This is a genomic window from Candidatus Xenohaliotis californiensis (assembly GCF_963930935.1).
In the GTDB taxonomy this organism is placed as follows: domain Bacteria; phylum Pseudomonadota; class Alphaproteobacteria; order Rickettsiales; family CAWVOK01; genus Xenohaliotis; species Xenohaliotis californiensis.
This window is the reverse complement of the sequence record NZ_CAWVOK010000026.1, coordinates 33,670-56,430: the sequence shown is the minus strand read 5'-3', so window position 1 is coordinate 56,430 and position 22,761 is coordinate 33,670. Positions and strand designations below refer to the sequence as shown.

The following is a 22,761-nucleotide window of genomic DNA, read 5'->3' as shown; positions in this document are numbered from 1 at the left end:
AAGCTGATAGCAACAACCTAAAAATTAAAATCATATTTTCAAATCAAATTACATTAAGCAATATATAAATAACCAGTTACCCTAAATATAGGAAAAACAATAGCCTAGAAACAACACAAGTCACAGTGCTTGAGAAGATAGCAAAAAAAATTAAATAATATAGAATTATTAACTATTATTTAATTAAATAAAAATAAATTATCTCAATCTATAATTAAAGTTACTAATATAATGAACAAAAGTAAACTGACAAAAATTGCCATGGTGCAAACTCTAGCAATCATAAGCTGTATCTGTCTAACAATTGCATTCATATTGCTAACTACACAATTAATACCACGCTCTCAATCTAGCAAAATAATTATTAAACTCTCAACTGTAGCAACAGCAATAGATAGATTCTACAATCAGTATCACAGTATGCCAGCTGATATTACAAATGCTACTAGTTATTGGACAATTAATGACTTTAATTCAAAATGTTCATATGTTACTTTTATTGATAAAAAAACAATACGTGAAACATTTTCAATTGGTGTGAATGGAAATGGTACTGGTTTTGTAGATATGGAAAATATAGCTCAAACTAATGATACTGATGCATTTTTCAAACCATCCAGCTATCTATGTCATTTACGTCTTGCTAGACTTATTCCAAATTCATTTAAAACCAAAACAATAGTACAAAATATAAAAGCTGCAAATTACAATGTCAGTAATGAATTTAATTCTGGTATGCTTGTTGTTGGACAAGCATATATAACGCTCTATGGCAGTAAATCAGGCAACAAAGAAATAAACAGTGGGAACAATCTATATATAATAAGTCCAGAAAAATCTGGAAAAACAACTCCTTCTTCTATTGGAAATGCCAAAATCAATACTAAAATATTTAAAGCCATAAATGAAAAAATAGATAATGGATTACCGGGAAGTGGTAAAATAAGAGCACTTAGCAATCCATACAGTAAAAATGGCTACAAGTATAAAGTATGTTGCAATAAGTTAAACGGCAGAAAATGTGCTCCAGACTCAAAATTTATAAACAAGAATTCAAAGAATTCATGTTATCTTTTTTATGCACTGCCAGAATATAAATAATATAATTACATTATGATAAACATATAAATCATTATATGCTAAGTTACAAACTTTTCATTTATAATGATAATCCTATGTGCTAGTATTATCAACATATAATCCACAAGAATAATATATGCTTGTGGAAAAAACTGTGTATAAAAATAGAGATTATACACAGTAGTCTATTTAACTAAATTATTATAATAATGAATGCCTTATTATAGTGAGTCCACATTGTAAAAAATAACAAACTATGCATACACACAACAGTAATAAAAACTGTGGATAAAATGTTGATAAATGTTAAAAATCCATATTCTCTTTAAAAAAATCAAGTATACTATCTATATCTTTAGGTGAAGAGATATTGTAAACATTTACATTTGGAACAATTTTTTTTACCATCTTTGTCAAAACAGATCCAGGGCCAATTTCTATAAAACTACCAGAGCTATTTTCTGCTGCATATAAAACAGATTCGCGCCAGCGAACTTTTGATGTAATTTGTGAAACTAGCAACCTTGCAATTTCACTTGAATTGCTAACAGGCTGAGCAGTAACATTTGATATAATGGGTAATACTGGATTATAGATAGCAATATGCTCCAGGCCAGCACTCAAAGCATTAGCAGCATCTGACATTAAATGAGAATGAAATGGCCCACCAACATTTAGTCTTATAACTTTCTTTATTCCAAAATCTTTATAATTATTAATTATAAAATCAATTGCAGACACATAACCACTAATAACCACCTGATCTTCCGTGTTATCATTTGCAAATTGACAAAATGCCACTTTATTTGCTTCAGCTAACAGCTGATTTAGAGAAGTAATGTCAAAACCCAATATTGCTACCATTGCACCATTGCAACAGGCATTAGACATTGCAACACCTCTAATTTTAAGAATTTTGGCAGCATCCCAAACAGATAAAGAACCTGCAGCGCATAATGCAGAATATTCACCAAGTGAATGTCCTAAAGCACATGTAGATATTCTAGAAAATGGCAATGCCATCTCTAAAAGAAGAGATTGCAATATCGCCATTGATGTAGCCATAATAGCTGGTTGGGCATGCTCAGTCATTGTTAATTCTTCAATTGGACCATTTTTAATTAATTTTGATAAACTATATCCCAATGCATCATCAACCTCTTCAAAAACAATACGAGCAACACTAAACATATTAACAAATTGCTGACCCATCCCTACAAATTGAACACCCTGACCTGGAAAAATAAAAATCATACCCTATAGCTCATAGCTTTATAATTTTGCAAAAAATATTAATCTTTTTATCTGCTGCTGTCTAGCAATTTTATTAGGACATAAGGTAAATCAGTATAATAAAAATAACTAAATAAACATACCAAATGCAAATGACCTAAATTTTTAATGCTAACAACATGCTAGTAATAAGATTATTAATTAACACTACATAGTGATTATACAATACTTATTGTGCAATTATATTTATTCTACTATAATTACAGCTTAATTTAAACAATATGATTCTAATATGATGACCATTGAAGATAATAAAAACAATAATCCTATAGCTGGTAAAGCTAAAGAAAGCAATAGCACTGAAAAAGACCAAGAGGAAAATGGACGGAAATCAATTGAAGATGATAAAGAAAAAATAACAAAACTTATGCAAACAATAGATGATTATAAAAACAGATGGTTAAGAGCTGCAGCAGAAAATGAGAATATACGCAAACGCTTCACTAAAGAATTAAAAGATTCTAGGGAGTATGCTGTATCTGAAATAGCAAAAGATGTAGCTGAGCTGAAGGAAAACTTCCATTTAGCAAAAACCAGCATCAGCCAAGAATTGCTTCAAGATAAACACATAGAGGCAATATATAGAGGGATAGAAATGATTGATAAGCTATTTAATGAAATGTTAAAGAAACATGGAGTTAAGCCAATCAATCCAATTGGTAAGGCTTTTGATCATAATTATCATCAGGCAATACATCATAAACCATCAACAGAACATGCTCCAGGAACAGTTATAGAAGTCATAAAATCAGGCTATATGATAAAAGACCGTCTACTTATTCCAGCACTTGTTTCAGTTGCCAAAGAACCAGAAGAAAAACCTACAGCTACAAATTAACGTATACCCATAATATACTTAATTTCCTTAATATTGGCTGCAGCTATTGACTTGGCTTTTTCTGCATTATTGTGTAAAATTTTACTCAAGTAACTATAATCAGCTAGTAATTCTTTAAGTTTAATTGATATTGGTGAAATAGCATCAACAATAATATCAGCCAAGTCAGATTTAAACTTAGCATATCCATATCCAGAATATCTATTAACAACATCATCTATAGAACAGTCAGAAAAGCATGTATATACATTAATTAAATTTGCAACTTCTGCTCTATTTCTCTGATCATAAATAATAGAACCTGTTGAGTCAGTTGTTGCTTTTGCAATTTTCTTTCTTATTATATCAGCATTATCGCTAAGATTTATTCTAGAATGCTCTGAAAAATCTGACTTGCTCATTTTATTGCTAGCATTTTTTAGACTCATTATTCTTGCTGCATTTGCATTAAACAAAACTTTTGGTTCAGGAAAAAATTGTGTATTATAACGATGATTAAAAGTTCCAGCTATCTCACGCGTCAGCTCAACATGCTGACTCTGATCATTGCCAACTGGCACCCAATCTGCTTTGTAGAGCAAAATGTCAGATGCCATTAATACAGGGTACGTATACAAACCAATAGAAGTTTTTTCTTTATTTTTTGCCAATTTTTCTTTAAATTGTATCATGCTATTTAACTTACCATGTTGCACAATGCAACTAAGTAACCAGCATAGCTCAGCATGCTCTGGAACATCAGATTGTCTAAAAACAATATTCTTAGACACATCTATATCACAAGCTAAGTAGCTAGCTAAAGTATTGTAAACATTTTTTGTCAATTCATCACTATTATATGGCATGGTTATTGCATGCAAATCAACAACACAAAAAATACAATGATATTTGCTTTGTAATTCTATCCAATTTTTAATAGCACCAAGATAATTACCTATATGCAAACTACCTGTTGGCTGAATGCCTGAAAAAACAATATCCATTTTAATTCCTTATAAAAATCAGAGGTAGATAAAACAATATGAACTTTACAATGTTCCATTATACACTAACTACATATCCCAGCAACTTAACACAGCAAACAATCAGAAAAAATATTAATAAAGAGTTGGCGACTAAGATGATCTTTCATGACTTGCTCTCATCATTAAATTCCTTGCATTATTTAAAATTTTTAGCAAAAACTTATATTTCATTTTATTTGTTGATAATTTCTTAAAAAAATCTTCTTGTGTGATAATTCCAAAAAAACAAATTATAACTTTCCTTTAATTGTAAAAAGAATTTAAACATAACTTGGTAATATACTTGTCTTTCATGCTGATTTTGCTATACTGCATATACTCCTTATGGTGGGTGTAGCTCAGTTGGTTAGAGCACCAGTTTGTGGTACTGGGGGTCGCCAGTTCAAATCTGGTCATCCACCCCAATTTTTGTGTCCGTAGCTCAATTGGATAGAGCATCTGCCTTCTAAGCAGCAGGTTGTAGGTTCGATTCCTACCGGATGCGCCCCTACAAACAAAGTTTACTAAAACTTCAAAGCATATTTTCACTATTTTTATTAACAATCAAGTTCAGCTCAATTTACAAGCTTATAAAGCACTACGTAATCCATTCAGATAAAAATATTCTTAGAAATATGCATCTATGGTTTTTATAAACATTTCTCATGTAAGAAGCCTCTAATTCTTCATAGCAGTCAATATATAATTAACGTCCATTTTGCTTGAAAGATTCCATCTGCAACTTAATGGATTAAACTGCAAACCAGTAGAGCTAACTATATTAGCTCCATGTGCATTCAACATATTGCGTAATTCTTGAGGTTTTAGAAACAAGTCCCAAGAATGCATACCAATTGGAACCATTTTAGCTATATATTCAGCAAACACAACAGTTAACAACATAGATTTTAAGCTTTTGCTAATAGTTGAAAAAAAAATTATACCATCTGTTTTTAACAAACTGCTGCAATCTTTTACAAAGCTCATCTGATCTTCAACATGCTCAATAGCTTCCATAACAGTCACAATATCAAACAAACCACTTCTATTACGCGCAAAATCTGCAACCTTATCAACTTGATAATTAATAAACAGGCCTTTTTTCTTAGCTCTATTTTTTGCAACATCAATACACATTGAACTAGCATCAATGCCAAATACAAATTTACTATATCTTGCTAAAGATTCTGCCAATAAACCACCACCACACCCAATATCTGCTATCATGGCATTCTTTATATAATTCTTTGAACAAAACTTATCTACACATGATCTTATATAGTTAAATCGCACATAATTCATTTTATGCAACATAGAAGCCTTACCATTAGGACTCCAATCATCTGCATTCCAAAGAAAATTATTATATTTGTTACCATGAAACATTTTGTATAACTAATTTTATATTGTTTCAACTTTGAAAATCATTATATATCATTAATTAACAATATTGTCATATGTCTAGTGAATCTAATAATAACAAATCAATGAATAAAAGCACCTTAACATTAAAAATAAATTTATGCTATATGTTGGCCATATTGCTAACAACTATCATCATAATAACTGGTATGTGCAAAGTAGCAATAAACATTATAGACAGCAACTTTAACAATACAGCAAAAAACATAGATTGTCTTTTTAAAAACACTCACGATGAAATATCATTTATGTTGAATAATGCAATTAACAAACTAAATACAAACTACAGTGATAAAACTCTATTGTCTAAAGCGTTAAGTGAAACAATATCACAACAACATATTAACATCTTTCACTCTATTTTTTGGACCAACTATAAAAATAAAATTAAAGCAATTGCCACATACAATCAATCCACAACAAACATGATCAACAAAAAAACTAATGATATTTTTATGTTTAATTTAAAAGCAGAAAAAAATGACTTCAAAATTGGTGGTATTGTTAACAATTTTCTTGTAGATGGAGCTAGAATTATACCAGTGCATACAGCAATCTCTAGCAATCAAAACAAATATCTTGGCTCACTTTTTCTTATACTTGATGCAAACAAAATGTGCACATTGCTGAGAAATACAATATCTACAAATTATCCATACTTCATACAAGAAAAGTCCCACAACTATCCATGCATTTTGCCATTAAACAAGTCTAGAATATCAATAAATAAAGAGTATAGAAAATGGTCAAAAAACATTAAGCAACTAAATTATATCAGTATACTAAAAACATTAATAATTGGCACTAAATATAACTATCAATACAATACTACCAGCTATCCAGCAAACCTTAATCTGGTTATAGATAGAACACTTATAGTTAATGTTCTGCATATGGAAATACAAATAGCAGGAATATTAATCTTAATGCTGGTGATGGCAAGCATAGTGCCACTTTTATTGCAACAAAAAATATTTCTGTATTTCATTGCTACATGTGTAGAATTTATACAAACATTTTGTGATAGCAATAAAAATACAACAGTACATAAAAGTATATTAAAAAACCTTATATACTCAATAACTTTACTAAAAAAACAAACAAACAAATTCAAAAAACGCTTAAATACTGCTCAAAAAGAATATGAAAGAGCCATTACACAAAGAGATTCAGCCTACTTAGCTGCTGAAATGGCTTTAGTTGCACAAGAAGAGATAAGTGCAAAAATACAAAAAATAGAACTTACTAATAAAATTACAAATGCAAAATATGAATATATAAATGAAAAGCTTGCAACTTATCAACAAAGAGCAGATAATATACTTAATTTACTGGCAGATGTAAATCATGAGCTACGAACTCCTCTTAATAGTGTCATAGGATTTACTGATTTCATATTAATAAGCACACCACTGCAACAAAAAACCATAGAATATCTAGAATATATAAAAAATTGTGGACACTATCTATTATACCTAGTCAATGATATAATTGATATTATTAGAATTGAAGAAGGTGCAATAACTCTTGAGGAATCAAATGTTGCAGTAAATGAAGTAATAATCTCATGCATATCCTATCTAAATAGTGATATCAATAAAAAAGGCATAATAATCAATAATTATAGCGTAAAAAAACTACCACTACTATATGTAGATAAATATAGAACTAGACAAATAATACTTAACATACTTGCTAATGCCATAAAATACATAGGTAATGGCAAAATAATAGATATATACTCTTATTACAAAGACAAAGAAGGGTTAAATTTAATTGTTAGAGATAATGGTAGTGGCATATCAAGCAATGAGTTAAATAAAATATTTAGCAAATATACTAGAGGAGAAAGTCAACAGAATATTGAAGGTTTTGGTCTAGGCATGTCATTAATAGACAAATTAGTCAAAATGCACAATGGTAAATTAAACATAGAAAGTAAACTAAGCATTGGCACTAAAATAACCGTAACTTTTCCAGAAACCAGAGTTATAAAAGATTCTAAAACTGTTGCTTAGCTAATAATTTTAATATATCGTAACTGAATTAGTATTTGCCCCATAATTATATAATGAGAATATAATGCAATTATCCAAGTTTTTTGCACCAATAAATAAAGATACACCTAAAGGATCTTTCATAGAATCACATAAATACTTAACAAAAGCTGGTTTTATTAGACAGTTAGTATCTGGTATATATAGTTGGTTGCCACTTGGTTATAGAGTATTAGATAAAATAAGCAGCATAGTAAGTGATGAAATGGATAAAATTGGTAGCATGAGAATACTCATGCCATGCATACAACCAGCATCTTTGTGGCAAGAATCCAGCAGATATGACTCATATGGCAAAGAAATGCTACGTATGACAGATAGAAATGATAAAGAAATGCTTTTTGGCCCAACTCATGAAGAAGTAGTAAGTGATATATTTCGTCATAATGTCTCAAGTTACAAATCACTGCCCTTGATGTTTTATCAAATACAATGGAAATTTCGAGATGAAATAAGGCCACGTTTTGGCATAATGCGCAGCAGAGAATTTTATATGAAAGATGCTTATAGCTTTGATCTCACCCAAGAAGATGCTATTAAAACTTATAAACTAGTCTTCACTACATATATGAAAATTCTCAAAAAAATTGGTTTAAAGCCAATAGCAGTTAGTGCTGACAATGGTAGTATTGGTGGTGGATTTAGTCATGAGTTTCACGTTGCTGCAGAAACAGGAGAAAGCATGCTATATTATGACAAAAGAATAGACTCATTGCCAAATTATAATTTTGACACACTTAGCAAATACTATGCTGCAGTAGATGAAAAACATAATGCAGAGAAAACAGTTAGCATTCAAAATTTCTTAGTGCAATGTAGAGGAATTGAAGTTGGTCATATATTCAATTTTGACACTAAATATTCTAAATCAATGAATTTTACAGTAACTAATAACACTGGAGAAAACATACATCCATATATGGGATCATATGGCATTGGCATCTCTCGCTTGGTTGGTGCTATTGTAGAATCCAGTCATGATAACACTGGAGTGATATGGCCTAAGGCTATATCACCATTTCAGTGTTCTTTGATTAACATATCACCTAACACAAATAAAGCAGATGAGATATATTCTCAACTTATTAATGCTGAAGTTGATGTTTTATATGATGATACCATGGACAGTGCAGGTATAAAATTTAACAAAGCTAAATTAATAGGCCTTCCATGCTGCATTATTGTTGGCAAAAACACTGAGCTAACAAATAGCATTGAAATTGAAGATAGATTATCAGGAAAGAAGACTATTGTTGATAAAGACAATTTGGTATCATTTCTACTAGAAAAACAATAAGTAAAAATTTAGCACAAATTTTGTATTGTTGTGCTAAATTTCTTAGTTCTCAAAGTTTAAATTCTTATTGGCAAAACTCCAGTTTAATAGATTGTCCAAAAATGCACTAATATAATCTAATCTACGATATTGGTAATCAAGATAATAAGAATGCTCCCAAACATCTGATGTTAACAATGGGTAAACATTATCTTGTGCTATAGGTGTTTCAGCATTAGAGGTTGATATGATGTCTAGTTTTTTATTGTTATCTGATACAAGCCAAACCCATCCACTTCCAAACTGCCTCATGGCAACTTCCTTAAACTTTTGATAAAACTGCTCATAGCTGCCAAAACTATCTACAATAGCAGCTTCAATTATTCCAGAAGGTCTGCCACCACCATTTGGCTTAATAGACTGCCAGTAAAAATTATGATTCCAAATTTGTGCAGCATTGTTAAATATTTTTTCCATTCCATTATTTTTACTGGATTTTATAACATATTCTAAATCTTTACCAAGCAAGTTAGTATGCTGAAGCAATTTGTTAAGATTTTTTATATAACCAGCATGATGTCCCTCATAGTGATTTTCCACAGTATTTTCTGAAATATGTGGCACTAAGGAGTTTTTTGAATAATCAAGTGGTGGTAGTACAAATACCATATTAAACCATTTATAAAAAACTATATAGATATAAATTACATACTTTTAAAAATTTTGCAAGATTGAAGTTACTCATACAAACCTCTAACTATATTATCAATTTCATCTAAATTGCTATTCTGTTCTAATGAGTGTGTATTTTTATTAACTGGCTTACGTTCCCTAAGCTTTATATTTTTATGCTCTGGATATTTTGCTAATTCCTCATCAGCAGAATCATTTGCGATATCATCCAAGTCGCGCTCAGTAAAAGTATTGGTATTATTATATGTACCATCCTTAAAAAGATCATTATTAAATGAACTACCACTTCTGATATCATCTTTAATAGAGTCATAGTTTAAAACTTTCTGCTGTATTTTTTTTTCTGTAACAGCATTAGGCTTAAATGATTGATTGTCAGTTGATATTGATGACTTTCCTAATGTCATAATTGGATGTGGCTTAACATGTTTTGTCATATACTTTTTATTTGCAGTAATAGCATCAATTAAACGCATACCATCTAATGGAACATTGCCATCCATAGAAGCATTGATGTTGCCATTAGATTTTCCTTGATTGTTTTTTAGTGTTGTAGAATTTTGATTTTTAATAGGTGGTATTATGCCTTTGTTCTTTTGCATGTAAGCATTATAAAAATCTTTTTGTAAAGAGAATTTTATACCACCAGGATTATACACTGGTCTTCTTTTTTGAGAAAAAATTTTCTTGTACAAAGCATCCTGATCTTCGCCATTAAAAGAACTACAGCCAGACACAGATGTAATCAGCACACAACAAAGAACAAATAATCTAAGCACCATTATACCAATATAATCAAATTTGACTTTTATGATAATATTTTATAATCTTTTGCGCAACTTGCTGATTTAATACAAATAATTTAATGTTTAAAATTAACATTCTTGGATGTGGCTCATCATCTGGTGTGCCAGTTTTAGGTTGCACTTGCAAAGTATGCCTGTCCATACTAACAAAAAATAAAAGAATGAGATCTTCTATACTCATCACTATAGATAATACTAATATTATTATCGATACTGGCCCTGATTTTAGACAACAAATACTAAACTCTAAGACACATAATATAGGTCATGCTCTTTATACACACACACATTCAGATCACTGTCTGGGTATTGATGATCTACGTGTTTGCACTATATATCAAAAAAAACCAATAGATATTTATGCTACAAAAAAAATTATTTATGATTTTCAGGAAAGATTTGCATTTCTATTTCATGCACCAAAACACATAAACAGACCATGGCAAAAACTTCAAAGCAACATCATTCAATATAACATACCTTTTATGATAAATGATGTCACCATCTATCCATTTGAACAACAACATGGAACTATTTCCACAACTGGATTTATATTAAAGCATAATAATATTAAAATAGCATATTCAACTGACATAAAACTCATCACAACAAAAACCATAGAACACTTAAAAAGTATGTATTTAGATCTTTGGATAGTTGGATATATTGGCTATCATGGCAGCATTGCTCATGCATCACCAAACCAAATTATGGAATGGATAAAAATTATATCACCAAAACAAACAGTGTTCACACATATGGGGGATAATGTTGACTACTATCAACTCAGCAAAAATCTGCATACAGGAATACAAGCTGGTTTTGATGGTATGCAAATAATACTGAGATAGTTAAAGCAATGCTAAATCTAGATAAAAATAATCAAATAAATAATCTAAGCAATACTAAAATAAAATATACTAATGTAAAAATTGCTCATTTATTATACGATTCTCAAGCTCATGACCATTGTCAAACAACACATTTAATAAACCAGGCTCACATAAAGAAAGTTCAACTAAGCGTATGCTAGGGAATGACTTATAATCAATGAACAGATTTGCTGGTCTTTTATTTGAGTCTAAAACCTCAAAAGTTACAGATACATCTTGTGGCAATAAGGCACCACGCCATCTTCTTGGTCTAAATGGACTAATTGGTGTTAATGCAAATAAATTAGATTTCAATGGTAAAATTGGCCCACCAGCAGAAAAATTATATGCAGCACTGCCACTAGGCGTAGAAAGCATTATGCCATCACCTATCAAACAATTTAAATGACATTTTCTATTAATTGACACTTTGATATGTACAGTTTGTATAGTTTCTCTTAACAATGCAGCTTCATTTATAGCACAAACATTAACACTCAAGCCATTATCCATATGTGCCTTAACTCTTATAAGCTTTAAATCTGTATTAACTGCATTATTAATCTTTTCTAATAAACAGTCTTTTGCTACATCAAAACTATTCATTAAAAAACCTAAAGTACCACAGTTTATACCATAGAAAACAACTTTATGCCCTATGTAGCCATGCATAGCTCGAATCATAAAACCATCACCACCTAACACAACTATTACATTATATTTTTCTGCCAATAAAGGTGCTGATAAACTTACCTCTTGGATATTATACTTCTTGCATAATGCATTCTTTATGCTAACAGCATAAGTGGAATCACTGTTTGTTACACATCCTAATTTCAATTTTTCTAATGACATTTGTGATGATTTATGCTATAGTACTATTAATAATATCATAGTGATGTATTATGTCAAAAGGGAAAGGAACTAGTAAAAATAATCCAAATGCTCGTAAAAAAAATACTCAAATTAAAACATATAATGGAAAAGAAATATTGCCCATAATGCTTTTAAAAATTGCTGGAAAGCGCCGTGTAGTTGCTCAGTATAAAAATGGTAGTCTAGTTACTGATGCAAATGGAAATACTGTGAATTATAAAGACATATCATATGAATAGAGTTACCTGTATTTATAAATATTTACATTGATATAAAACAAGGAACATAAAATATGACATTAGCACAGGCAACAATTAATGTTAGAAAAAAAATAAAATCATTTGTTAAATCCATAGTATCATTTTCTGCAGTAACCCTGCTTGCATTATCTTTTCGTAGCTTTATTGCTGAACCATTCCGCATACCATCAGGTTCTATGAAAAATGGCTTGTTAATAGGAGACTATATTTTTGTATCAAAAATTACCTATGGCTACAGTAGACACTCATTGCCATTTTCACTGCCATTAATCAAAAATAGAATTTTTTACAAGGAACCAAAACGTGGTGATGTTACTGTGTTCCGTCCACCATATCAAACCAAAATGCATTACATAAAAAGAATAATTGGCCTGCCGGGTGATAAAATAAAGATTACCAATTGCAATTTAATAGTTAATGATATGCAGATAGATAAAAATTATCTAGGTACGTGGTTAGATTTAGACATTGGCATAAATATGGATGTTTACACAGAAGAATTGGATGGTAAAAGATATGAGACAATATACAATAATAATACACCTAAAACACATTGGTCAAATAATACTAGAGAATTTATTGTACCAAAAAATTCATTCTTTGTGCTTGGCGATAATAGAAATCATTCCACAGACAGTAGATTCAGTGAAGTGGGATTTATACCAAAAAACAACCTTGTTGGTAAAGCAAAAATGATTATATTCTCATTTAACAGCAAAAATAAATTATTATTCAATAGTAAAAGATTCTTTAAACTAATACAATAACATTACTTTTTATTTATTGTAATTTTACGCTCAGGAATTCTAGCAGCCTTACCTTTTAATTTGCGCAAATAGTAAAGCTTTGCTCTTCTTACTATTCCATAGCGCTTAACCCTAGCACTTTTTAAATATGGTGAATAAAATTCAAAACTTCTCTCCACACCTTCATTAAAAGAAATCTTACGCAATGTGAAAGATGAATGTAAACCTCTATTTCTCTTAGCTATACAGACACCTTCAAAAGTTTGGTTACGTATATAGACACCATTGTCATACACCTCAAAATCTACGGAAACAGTATCACCTGATCTAAAATTATCAATATTATCATTTTTTAATTTTGCCATTTGTTCTTTGTTGAAAGTATCTAGTAAATTAGTCATTGCAATTATCCTTATTAAATCTATAAATTTGCCATAAATCAGATCGACGCTGTTTTGTTATCATCTCTGCAACACCAATCCTCCACTTATCTATATTGTCATGATGACCTGATAAAAGAATATCAGGAACCCTCATGTTCCTCCATATCAATGGTCGAGTGTATTGATTATATTCTAACAAAGCAGAAGCATTTCTGCAACACGTAAAACTCTCAAAATCAAGGCTATTATCATTTTTCAAAACACCAGGAAGCAAACGCACACAAGAGTCGATAATAACCATTGCTGCTAACTCACCACCTGATAATACATAATCACCAATACTAATATCTTCAACATTATAAAAATCTAAAACTCTTTGATCAATACCTTCATAATGCCCACAAATCAAAATGATATTCTTAGATCTCGCAATATCTTTTGCATAATCATAGCTCAACAGCCTACCACGTGGACTTGTGTTTAAAATACGCATTCCTGGTTTCAATATATAGTCTATAGCACTGGCCAATACTTCTGGTTTTATAAGCATGCCACTACCACCACCATATGGCCTATCATCAATTGATTGTCTTTTATCTGTTGTAAAAGACCTAATATCAATAACATCAATATCCCAAAATTTTTTATACAATGCACGGCCAACAACTGATTTGGATAAAGGACCAGGAAACATATCGGGAAATGCTGTTATAACCTTCACAGAAAACATTAAGAAAAAAGCTCCATGGGCCTAATTATTGCATAACCCTGCTGTATGTTAATCTCAGGGAATACTGATTTTATGACTGGCATCATCACAATATCATTATTGTCTTTACGCATAATTTCAACCACTTCACCAGCACCAAAATTCCCAATATTTACAATATTACCAAAAATCTCACCATTAGATAGTAAAAGCAACAACCCAATCATATCACGATAATAAAACTCATCATTGTTAAGCTTTGGAAAATTACTCTTTTTTGTAAAAAGTTTCAATCCACGCAACTTATCTGCTGCATTATAACTATTAACACCAAAAAAATTTGCTGTACACTTCCCAGAAGATAGTGAAATCTTGAAAGAGGCTTTATATTCAAAACCATCCTTATCAAATAAACTATATTTCTTTATATCTAGTATATTAGAAAGAAAGCATTTTAATTTAACATGACCACATACACCATGTGGTGCAACAACAGTGGCAATTAATATATCTTCATCCACAACAATCTTCTATGAAACCAGCTCTTTTAAATTATTTGTTAGGCGTAAAATAACTTTTGTTGGAATGGCGCCAGTACTAACCCAATACTTAAATCTACTAACATCTATATGAAATCTATTGGTGTGGTCTTTAGGTAATAATGGATTATAATAACCAATTTTTTCAATAAACTTTCCATCACGAGGAGCCTTAGCATTAGCTACTACTATACGATAAAATGGCCTATGTACTGCACCCATTCTAGTTAGCCTAATCTTAACTGGCATATATAAATTTCCATCTTAAAAAAATTTAATATATTAAGTAACATATAAATAAATTTTTGTCAATAAAATATTATTTTAAAAGTATAAAAACATAATCAAAAGTACTGTCTAAGTAGCTTAAAAGCAGTGTATATTGTTTCTTAGTATGAATAATTCTATTGACAAAAAATCAAATGATCACATAACCTTAGTCTAACAAAATACTTTGGCATAAAAATGTTTGATGGAGCTGTATACTTAATTTTTGGCATATTTACCTTAATTGCTTTCTTACGTGGCTTTATCAAAGAAACACTCAGCATTATAGGTCATATTGCTGCAATATATATTGCATATAAGTTTAATGATTACTTTAGTGAAATACTTTCCAATATAATACCACTAAAAAGTGCTGCATCTGTATCAGCATATATTGTTGTATATATAGCATTTATCATAATATTTTGGATATTAAATACTCTAATATCAATGGTTTTAATGCCAATAAGACTTGGGTTTTTAGATCGCTTTCTAGGTATAATACTTGGCATAAGTAAAAGCTATTTTATATGCTTTGCAATATATATAGCTATAGCATTAATTTACCCTATGCTAGAAAACATAGATGATAGTAATATGAATAGCAACAATAGCGTAAAGAACCATATTCCACCATGGGTTAAAAATTCTAAAACATATATTATGTTTAAGTTCACTCAAGATGCTTTGGATAATTCATTGAATGATCTTTGGATAGATGGATTTATAGAAACTTTACACAAAAAACTCAATAAAAAACACAATATTGAAAATAAAGACATTGATAAGACAATACAAAAAAACAATGCAGCAAAAAATGATGATAAAATTGATACTAACAATATGAGCAAAGACAATAAAAAGGAAAATAACAATAACACCATAAAGAAAAATGAAGAAAATAACAATACAATAGACAACACTGAATCAAAAATTGAAGAATTCTTTGAAGTTGATAAAGGTACAGCAGATAAATCAACAAAAGATGATGATGATTTATCAAAACATCATAAAAAAGAACAATTACCCTCTTCATCAGAAAATATTACTATTGATAATATGTAACTACCTTACCAACCTCTCATGTATCTTCTTTTTTTGTCTTTCAATTAACCATATAAATAACTCTATTTATTGTGATTAATTTTTAATGCTTCTATAAAAACTTTTTGTGGCACTTGCACATTACCAACCTCACGCATCTTCTTTTTTCCTTTTTTTTGTTTTTCAATTAACTTACGTTTTCGCGACACATCGCCACCATAACATTTAGAAGTAACATCTTTCCTCAATGCATTAATTGTCTCACGTGCAATAATTTTTCCACCTATTGCAGCTTGTATTGGTATTTTGAATAAATGCTTAGGAATTAACTCCTTTAATCTCTTACATATTTCACGACCACGATTTTCTGCAGAATCTCTATTGATAAGCAATGATAATGCATCCACTTTTTCTTCATTAATTAGTATGGATAATTTAACAATATCAGCCTCTTTATATTCACCCTTCTCCCAATTAAAGCTAGCATAGCCACTTGAAATAGATTTTAGCCGATCATAAAAATCAAACACAATCTCTGATAATGGCATAATGCAACTCATTATTGCTCTTTCACCTGAATAACTAGTGTTAAAATCTTCACATCTTCTCTCAATACAAATTTGCATAATTGAACCAACAAAACTTTGAGGAGCAATAATTGTAGCTACAATAGTTGGCTCTAACACTCTTTCAATAGTTGTTACATCAGGCATATCACCAGGATTATGTATATTCAATTCATTACCATTCTTAGTGCTTATTTTATACATAACACTAGGTGCAGTAGTAATTAAATCTAAATCAAATTCCCTTTCTAAACGCTCTATTGTAATCTCTAGATGCAATAAACCCAAAAATCCACAATGAAAACCATAACCCAAAGCATCAGAGCTTTCTACTTCAAATTCAAAACCTGCATCATTTAAATGCAATTTTTCCACAGCTTTCTTTAATTCTTTAAAATCATCGCTACTTACAGGAAACAATCCACAAAAAACCATTGATTGCAAAGATTTGAACCCAGGCAATGCATCTTCAGAGCCATTGCTTACTGTGATAGTGTCACCAACTCGACAACTTGTTGTAGATTTAATATTAGCAGTAATAAAACCTATCTCACCAGCACTTAATTGATCAATATATGTTTTTTTTGGAGAAAAAATACCAACCTGAGTAATAACATGCTTAACCTTATTACTCATGGTAATAACCTCCATTTTTGGACTTATAACACCATCTATAATACGAATCAGAACCACAACACCAAGATAATTATCGTACCAACTATCAACAATAAGTGCACGTAATGGTTTATCCATAGAACCAGATGGAGATGGTAATCTTGAAATTACAGCTCTAGCTAAATCTTCTATTCCTTCACCTGTTTTTGCAGAAACATCTATAGCATCTTCTGCACTAATACCTATAACATCTTCTATTTGAGATTTAACCTTACTAGGGTTAGCAGCTGGTAGATCTATCTTATTTAAAGCCACAATTATGCTATGATTATTATCCAGTGCATGATATATATTAGCTAATGTCTGAGCCTCAACTCCTTGACTGGCATCAACTAATAAAACAGAACCCTCACATGCTGCTAAACTACGATTAACCTCATAAGAAAAATCAACGTGACCAGGAGTATCAATTAAATTAAAAATATATCCATTACAATTCAATCGTACAGTTTGTGCTTTAATAGTAATTCCACGCTCTTTTTCAATATCCATAGAGTCAAGAAGTTGGCTTGTCATTTTATTAGGCAAATCTTCACTATACAATTCTATTAAACGGTCAGAAACAGTTGATTTACCATGATCAATATGAGCAATAATAGCAAAATTACGTATTTTCTTAATATCAGTCATCTATAAAACTTCAAAACGCTTTGCTGCTACATCTAACATATCCACAGTAACATCACCACTATTCTTTAAATTCTCTATAAAATTCAAATATCTATCAACCTGCATATTATCACACCGCAACCACTGTAATACAATATCTTCAGCAGATATATTAACATTATTATCCATCTTTAACAGCCTACAAGCAAGATCAATCTTTTTATCACGCATACTATAAAAAACAGTTTTAACTATAATTTTTTTCCAATGTGATTTAAGAATCATCTTGCTAAACATGCCTCTCATCCACTCTAATGATAACTTATCATCCAAAAGAAAATATAACACTCCAACTTTATTAACTGAAACATTGGTAAGTAAATGAATTTTGATTATATCCAATGCATAACCACGTTGCCACAATATTGCCATATCACTAGCTAAATCTCTATTTACTTTACCATTTATCAAGCTATTTTTTCTAGCTTCTATTCTGTGCAACAAGACACTCCCCATCATATTTGGCAACTCAGGTAATACTTTAGTAATCAAGCATTCAAACTCACTCATAATCTCACTTATACTAGCACTTCTATAGCGTCTCACCAACCAAGCAGTTGAATACTCAATAAAAAACTGCATCTCCCTAATTAAAGATATCTTGACTTTATTGCTTGTCATATTTGCACCAACTGAAAGTCTTTTGCAAATTGCATCAATATCATATATATCTTTAATTACTATGTAAGCAGCAGCAATTTGTTTATATTCTGCATTAGTAGATTCAGCAACATTAAACAAAAAAGATAAACCTGCACGATTTACCATATTATTAGTAACATATGTTGCAATGATCTCAGAACGTAGCGCATGAGACATTATCTCATCCTTAAACTGTGAGCTAATTTTTTTAGGAAAATACCCAATTAAATATTTATTAAGATATGGATCACTCATTAAGTTAGTTGCCATTAACTTATCATAAACAGCCATTTTAGTATGAGAAAGAAGTACGCATATCTGTGGTCTAGTTAATCCATTGCCTTCATTAGCCATAATCTCTGCATCCTTTTTAGATGGTAAAGATTCAAATGCAACATCCAAATAACCATCATCCTCGAGCATTTTAATCAAGAACATATCACTTTCAAATCTAACAGATGATTGCAATTCTTCAAAAGAAATTGCAACATTTTGTTCCAGATTATCCTTCAAAACTAAACTAGAAACATCTTTACTCATTGATTCAAGAATCTTGTTTCTCTGTTCTATGGAAATTTTTGATTTCTTGACAGCCTCCCCTAAAGCAATCTTAATATTAACTTCATGATCAGAACAGCTAACACCAGCAGAATTGTCTATATAGTCAGTATTAAGAATACCTTTTGATTGTGCATATTCTATTCTACCAAGCTGTGTCAAACCAAGATTTCCACCCTCGCCAATCACCTTAGCTCTAACATCTTTACCATTAACACGACAATTGTCATTAGCTTTATCACTTACATTCTCATTGGTTTCATTGATGGATTTAACATATGTACCAATGCCACCATTCCATAATAAGTCAACTGATGCTTTTAATATAAATCGCACCAACTCATTTGGAGAACAGCTTTTACGCTTAATACCTAACACTGATCTTGCTACAGATGAGAGCTCTATAGCTTTTACATGCCTACTGAATACACCACCACCTTTAGATATTATGCTACAATCGTAATCTGCCCAACTAGATCCCACCTTTTCAAAAAGTCTTTTTCTCTCAACAAAAGATTTTCCTGGATCTGGGTTAGGGTCAATAAAAATATGACGATGGTCAAATGCTGCAATAAGTTTTATTTTATTTGATAACAACATACCATTACCAAACACATCACCAGACATATCGCCTATACCAACAACACTAAAAACGTTCTTTTCTATATCTACTCCTTTTTGCATCAAATTATGCTGAACAGAAATCCATGCACCACGTGCTGTAATGCCTAACTTTTTATGATCATAACCAGCCGATCCACCTGAAGCAAAAGCATCTCCCATCCAAAAACCATATTTATCTGAAATCCCATTTGCATAATCTGAAAAAGTTGCAGTACCTTTGTCGGCAGCAACAACTAAATAAGGATCATCATCATCATATCTAATTACATTGTTAGGAGGTATTACTTTGCCATCTACAATGTTATCTGTAATATCTAGCAAACTAGATAAAAACTTCTTATAAGCACTAATACCTTTTTCAAAAGAATATCCATTTTTCAAAACAAAACCACCCTTTGCTCCAGTAGGGATAATAACAGTATTTTTAGTAATTTGAGCTCTCATTAAACCTAAAATTTCAGTTCTGTAGTCTTCTATTCTATCAGACCAGCGCAAACCACCTCTAGCAATAGAACCACCACGTAAATGAACACCTTCCATATCAACAGCAAAAACAAAAATCTCAGCAAATGGCTTTGGCTTTGGTGTAATGCTGATATTATTTGGTTTAACCTTAAATGAAATGTAATCTTTCTTACCATCATCTTGATAGTAATTAACTCTCAACATAGCTAGAATAACTTCACGAAAAACTTTTATCACAGTATATTCAGGTATGCTTTCAGTATATTTCATGTCTTCTTGCAAAAGTTTCTCTACTTTTCTAAACATTGAATCTCTAGATGTCAGTGTAATATCAAATCTCACCTTAAATAAATCGAGAATATGCTTTGTTACATGCAAATTCTTAATAAAAACCTGTAAAATATAATCTAAAGAATATAAAAAGTGCAGTTGCTTTAAATATGATGCAATAGCACGAAACAACATTGCTTCACGCCAATCAAATCCAGCCAATGCTATCAATTTATTAAATTGATCATTTGGTATTTTATCAGCCAAAATATTTAATAGGGCATCTTTATATCTATTTTTAATAAAATTATAGTCAGCCATTGTGCTGGACAGATCAAGAGAAAAGCAATGTATCCACATTTGTGGCATGGTAACAAAATTAATATAATAGCTATTATGACTTAATATGTTAGTGCCCATATTCTCTATTATTGAAAATGTAGATGAGATATCCAGCCTCTCTAAAGAATATATTTTTAACTCAAAACCTTGCTTAATACCTTCATTATTATATATACCAACACTACTTTGCATGCCTTTAGACAACATCTGATCTATTATACAAACATCTTTAAGAGCATGACTTGGATGAAATCTATCCTGATATCCTGAAGGAAAGATATTATGGTAACCTTTATCCAGAATACTTGAAGTACCATGAAAATTATTGTGTATTAACACATTCAAATTACTTGACCAGCTAGATATCTCTACCTTCATCACTTCTTCTAATGTATTGTGATTTACCTTATAAACTTCACCAGGAACAGTTTTCATTTCCAGCTGCAAATATGTTGAGTCAAAAGCAGAAACAACACGATGATTTAATGTCTTGGCATTAAATTCACGTTCTAAAATTCTTGTAGACAATAATACTGTTTTACTATGCCAATTCTTACGAGGCACTAAAACAACACAACTCACAAATCTTTGCAATTTATCAACAGAGTAAAGTACTCGAATTTTTGGATAACGTCTGTTATTTAATATACCCAAACAAACATCTGCCAAGTACATTGTGCTATGTTGCAAAAGATCAGCTAATGAAAATGAACGTGCTATAGCCTCTACTTCCTTTAGACTATAACCCAATAAAATAGTGATATTTTTTAGCTTTGTTACTATAGATTTTATCTTTTTCTTGGCTATAGGCACACCAGCTATGTCTTGACAATATGCATTAGGAGAAAAAACACCTAACAGTCTTTTTTCACCAACAACCATACCAGTATCATCTAATATCTTAATCCCAACACATGTCATATGCTCACGCCTGCCAACAACAGCAACTCTTTCTGACTTGCTAATCTCTAACACAAGTTGTTCTACCAACAAATTCTGTATTTGATGAGGCAATCTATTTAAACAACGCACTTCATCATTTTCCATCCTAGCAACACCCAGGACATCTGAAGAAATTCTGTGCACCTTAACATCCTTGCAATCAGATGCATTGGAAAAACTATATTCTATACAGGCCATGGGAATGAAATTATCTTGACTTAGCCAATGCAAAAAATTTGTGGTTTCAACAATTTGATTATTCCCAAAATAATTCTTATACCCTGCAATAATCTTTGTGGATTCAAGAAGTGCATCAAACATTTTCTGTTTATCTGTAATAATATAAGATATGCTATCAAAAATATTGTGTAAACGTTCACAAATTATATCATTGTCACTAACACAAAGTGCATCAAACAACTCAATACGTATAAAAATCTCTCCTTTATCACCATTAAATGCAACTATCTCTCCTTTATCATTACGCGAGATTCCAATGAAACAACTTATAAACTTAGCAATACTCAAACTGTTGTTAATAAGCTCAGCAGTTATTGAATCAGCAATAAATGGCGTGCTATCAGCAACAACTTCTATAACACTTAAGCTATAGTCACCATCTAAATTTCTTAAACGTAAATTATTTTGCTTCTTTTTATTAAAAGCAAATATATACATATCCTCAGCATCTTTAAGCAATGTCATAGCATTAGACTGCAATATAGAAACAGAGGCATTACCATAAAAATCATGGATAAAATCTTTCAACAAAGACTTGTTGCATTTTGTCTCAAACTTATCTAAGCATTTTATAATATGGGAAATTCTACTTTGCATTATATT

General features: G+C 30.7%; 20 protein-coding genes and 2 tRNA genes. 10 read left to right on the top strand and 12 right to left on the bottom strand.

The window, feature by feature from the left end; genetic code table 11:
- Positions 1-231 precede the first annotated feature (231 nt).
- Complete coding sequence (locus AABI72_RS03345) at positions 232-1,101, top strand: hypothetical protein (protein ID WP_338364396.1); 870 nt, start codon at positions 232-234, stop codon at positions 1,099-1,101.
- A 285-nt stretch (positions 1,102-1,386) separates the two neighbouring features.
- Here the strand turns inward: AABI72_RS03345 and fabD are convergent, their stop codons facing one another.
- Positions 1,387-2,334, bottom strand: a complete 948-nt coding sequence (fabD, locus tag AABI72_RS03340; protein WP_338364394.1) for an ACP S-malonyltransferase — start codon at positions 2,332-2,334, stop codon at positions 1,387-1,389.
- A 271-nt stretch (positions 2,335-2,605) separates the two neighbouring features.
- Between fabD and AABI72_RS03335 the strand changes: the two genes are divergently transcribed.
- Entirely contained in the window at positions 2,606-3,211 is a 606-nt protein-coding gene (locus AABI72_RS03335; RefSeq protein ID WP_338364392.1) for a nucleotide exchange factor GrpE, read from the top strand.
- Here AABI72_RS03335 and trpS read toward each other — a convergent pair.
- Positions 3,208-4,194: a tryptophan--tRNA ligase gene (gene trpS / locus AABI72_RS03330; protein WP_338364389.1), complete on the bottom strand. Its 987-nt coding sequence runs from the start codon at positions 4,192-4,194 to the stop codon at positions 3,208-3,210. The two genes, AABI72_RS03335 and trpS, sit on opposite strands and share 4 nt — an antisense overlap.
- 369 nt (positions 4,195-4,563) lie before the next feature.
- On the opposite strand from trpS, the gene AABI72_RS03325 reads away from it, so the two are divergent.
- Both AABI72_RS03325 and AABI72_RS03320 read left to right on the top strand, forming a co-directional pair.
- Positions 4,564-4,640 (top strand) — tRNA-His (locus AABI72_RS03325).
- 6 nt (positions 4,641-4,646) lie between these two features.
- Positions 4,647-4,720 (top strand) — tRNA-Arg (locus AABI72_RS03320).
- Positions 4,721-4,893: 173 nt separating this feature from the next.
- Here the strand turns inward: AABI72_RS03320 and ubiG are convergent.
- Positions 4,894-5,601, bottom strand: coding sequence for a bifunctional 2-polyprenyl-6-hydroxyphenol methylase/3-demethylubiquinol 3-O-methyltransferase UbiG (gene ubiG, locus AABI72_RS03315; RefSeq protein WP_338364387.1), 708 nt, complete (start codon positions 5,599-5,601; stop codon positions 4,894-4,896).
- A 71-nt stretch (positions 5,602-5,672) separates the two neighbouring features.
- Between ubiG and AABI72_RS03310 the strand changes: the two genes are divergently transcribed.
- Both AABI72_RS03310 and proS read left to right on the top strand, forming a co-directional pair.
- Positions 5,673-7,655 (top strand): HAMP domain-containing sensor histidine kinase, encoded by a 1,983-nt coding sequence (locus tag AABI72_RS03310; RefSeq protein ID WP_338364385.1) that lies wholly within the window; start codon positions 5,673-5,675, stop codon positions 7,653-7,655.
- A gap of 64 nt (positions 7,656-7,719) precedes the next feature.
- Positions 7,720-8,991, top strand: a complete 1,272-nt coding sequence (gene proS / locus AABI72_RS03305; RefSeq protein WP_338364383.1) for a proline--tRNA ligase — start codon at positions 7,720-7,722, stop codon at positions 8,989-8,991.
- Positions 8,992-9,033: 42 nt separating this feature from the next.
- Here proS and AABI72_RS03300 read toward each other — a convergent pair whose 3' ends face one another.
- Positions 9,034-9,639 (bottom strand): superoxide dismutase, encoded by a 606-nt coding sequence (locus AABI72_RS03300; protein ID WP_338364381.1) that lies wholly within the window; start codon positions 9,637-9,639, stop codon positions 9,034-9,036.
- A gap of 68 nt (positions 9,640-9,707) precedes the next feature.
- Positions 9,708-10,445, bottom strand: coding sequence for a hypothetical protein (locus tag AABI72_RS03295; protein ID WP_338364379.1), 738 nt, complete (start codon positions 10,443-10,445; stop codon positions 9,708-9,710).
- An 83-nt stretch (positions 10,446-10,528) separates the two neighbouring features.
- Between AABI72_RS03295 and AABI72_RS03290 the strand changes: the two genes are divergently transcribed.
- A complete protein-coding gene (locus AABI72_RS03290; protein WP_338364377.1) occupies positions 10,529-11,320 on the top strand; it encodes an MBL fold metallo-hydrolase in 792 nt (263 codons plus the stop codon).
- A 69-nt stretch (positions 11,321-11,389) separates the two neighbouring features.
- On the opposite strand, the gene AABI72_RS03285 is transcribed toward AABI72_RS03290, so the two are convergent.
- Positions 11,390-12,196, bottom strand: a complete 807-nt coding sequence (locus tag AABI72_RS03285; protein WP_338364375.1) for an NAD kinase — start codon at positions 12,194-12,196, stop codon at positions 11,390-11,392.
- Between the two features lie 50 nt (positions 12,197-12,246).
- Between AABI72_RS03285 and AABI72_RS03280 the strand changes: the two genes are divergently transcribed.
- Together AABI72_RS03280 and lepB are read left to right on the top strand one after the other, a co-directional pair.
- Positions 12,247-12,456 carry a hypothetical protein gene (locus AABI72_RS03280; protein ID WP_338364372.1) on the top strand — a complete coding sequence of 70 codons (210 nt, stop codon included), beginning with the start codon at positions 12,247-12,249 and terminating at the stop codon, positions 12,454-12,456.
- Between the two features lie 53 nt (positions 12,457-12,509).
- On the top strand, positions 12,510-13,244 hold the full coding sequence (gene lepB / locus AABI72_RS03275) for a signal peptidase I (RefSeq protein ID WP_338364370.1): 735 nt from the start codon (positions 12,510-12,512) through the stop codon (positions 13,242-13,244).
- 2 nt (positions 13,245-13,246) lie between these two features.
- Here the strand turns inward: lepB and rplS are convergent, their stop codons facing one another.
- From rplS to rpsP, 4 genes are read right to left on the bottom strand one after another with little or no spacing between them, the layout of a single operon-like run.
- Entirely contained in the window at positions 13,247-13,624 is a 378-nt protein-coding gene (gene rplS / locus AABI72_RS03270) for a 50S ribosomal protein L19 (RefSeq protein ID WP_338364368.1), read from the bottom strand.
- A complete protein-coding gene (gene trmD, locus AABI72_RS03265; protein ID WP_338364366.1) occupies positions 13,617-14,336 on the bottom strand; it encodes a tRNA (guanosine(37)-N1)-methyltransferase TrmD in 720 nt (239 codons plus the stop codon). Before trmD ends, rplS begins: the two co-directional genes overlap by 8 nt.
- The gene (gene rimM / locus AABI72_RS03260; protein WP_338364364.1) at positions 14,336-14,836 is read right to left on the bottom strand and encodes a ribosome maturation factor RimM; all 501 of its coding nucleotides are present in this window, start codon (positions 14,834-14,836) and stop codon (positions 14,336-14,338) included. The genes trmD and rimM overlap by 1 nt, the downstream gene beginning before the upstream one ends.
- Positions 14,837-14,845: 9 nt before the next feature.
- Positions 14,846-15,103 (bottom strand): 30S ribosomal protein S16, encoded by a 258-nt coding sequence (gene rpsP, locus AABI72_RS03255; RefSeq protein ID WP_338364363.1) that lies wholly within the window; start codon positions 15,101-15,103, stop codon positions 14,846-14,848.
- 216 nt (positions 15,104-15,319) lie between these two features.
- On the opposite strand from rpsP, the gene AABI72_RS03250 reads away from it, so the two are divergent.
- Complete coding sequence (locus AABI72_RS03250; protein WP_338364361.1) at positions 15,320-16,186, top strand: CvpA family protein; 867 nt, start codon at positions 15,320-15,322, stop codon at positions 16,184-16,186.
- A gap of 62 nt (positions 16,187-16,248) precedes the next feature.
- Here AABI72_RS03250 and lepA read toward each other — a convergent pair whose 3' ends face one another.
- Positions 16,249-18,036 (bottom strand): translation elongation factor 4, encoded by a 1,788-nt coding sequence (lepA, locus tag AABI72_RS03245; protein ID WP_338364358.1) that lies wholly within the window; start codon positions 18,034-18,036, stop codon positions 16,249-16,251.
- Complete coding sequence (locus AABI72_RS03240; protein ID WP_338364356.1) at positions 18,037-22,755, bottom strand: NAD-glutamate dehydrogenase domain-containing protein; 4,719 nt, start codon at positions 22,753-22,755, stop codon at positions 18,037-18,039.
- Positions 22,756-22,761 lie beyond the last annotated feature (6 nt).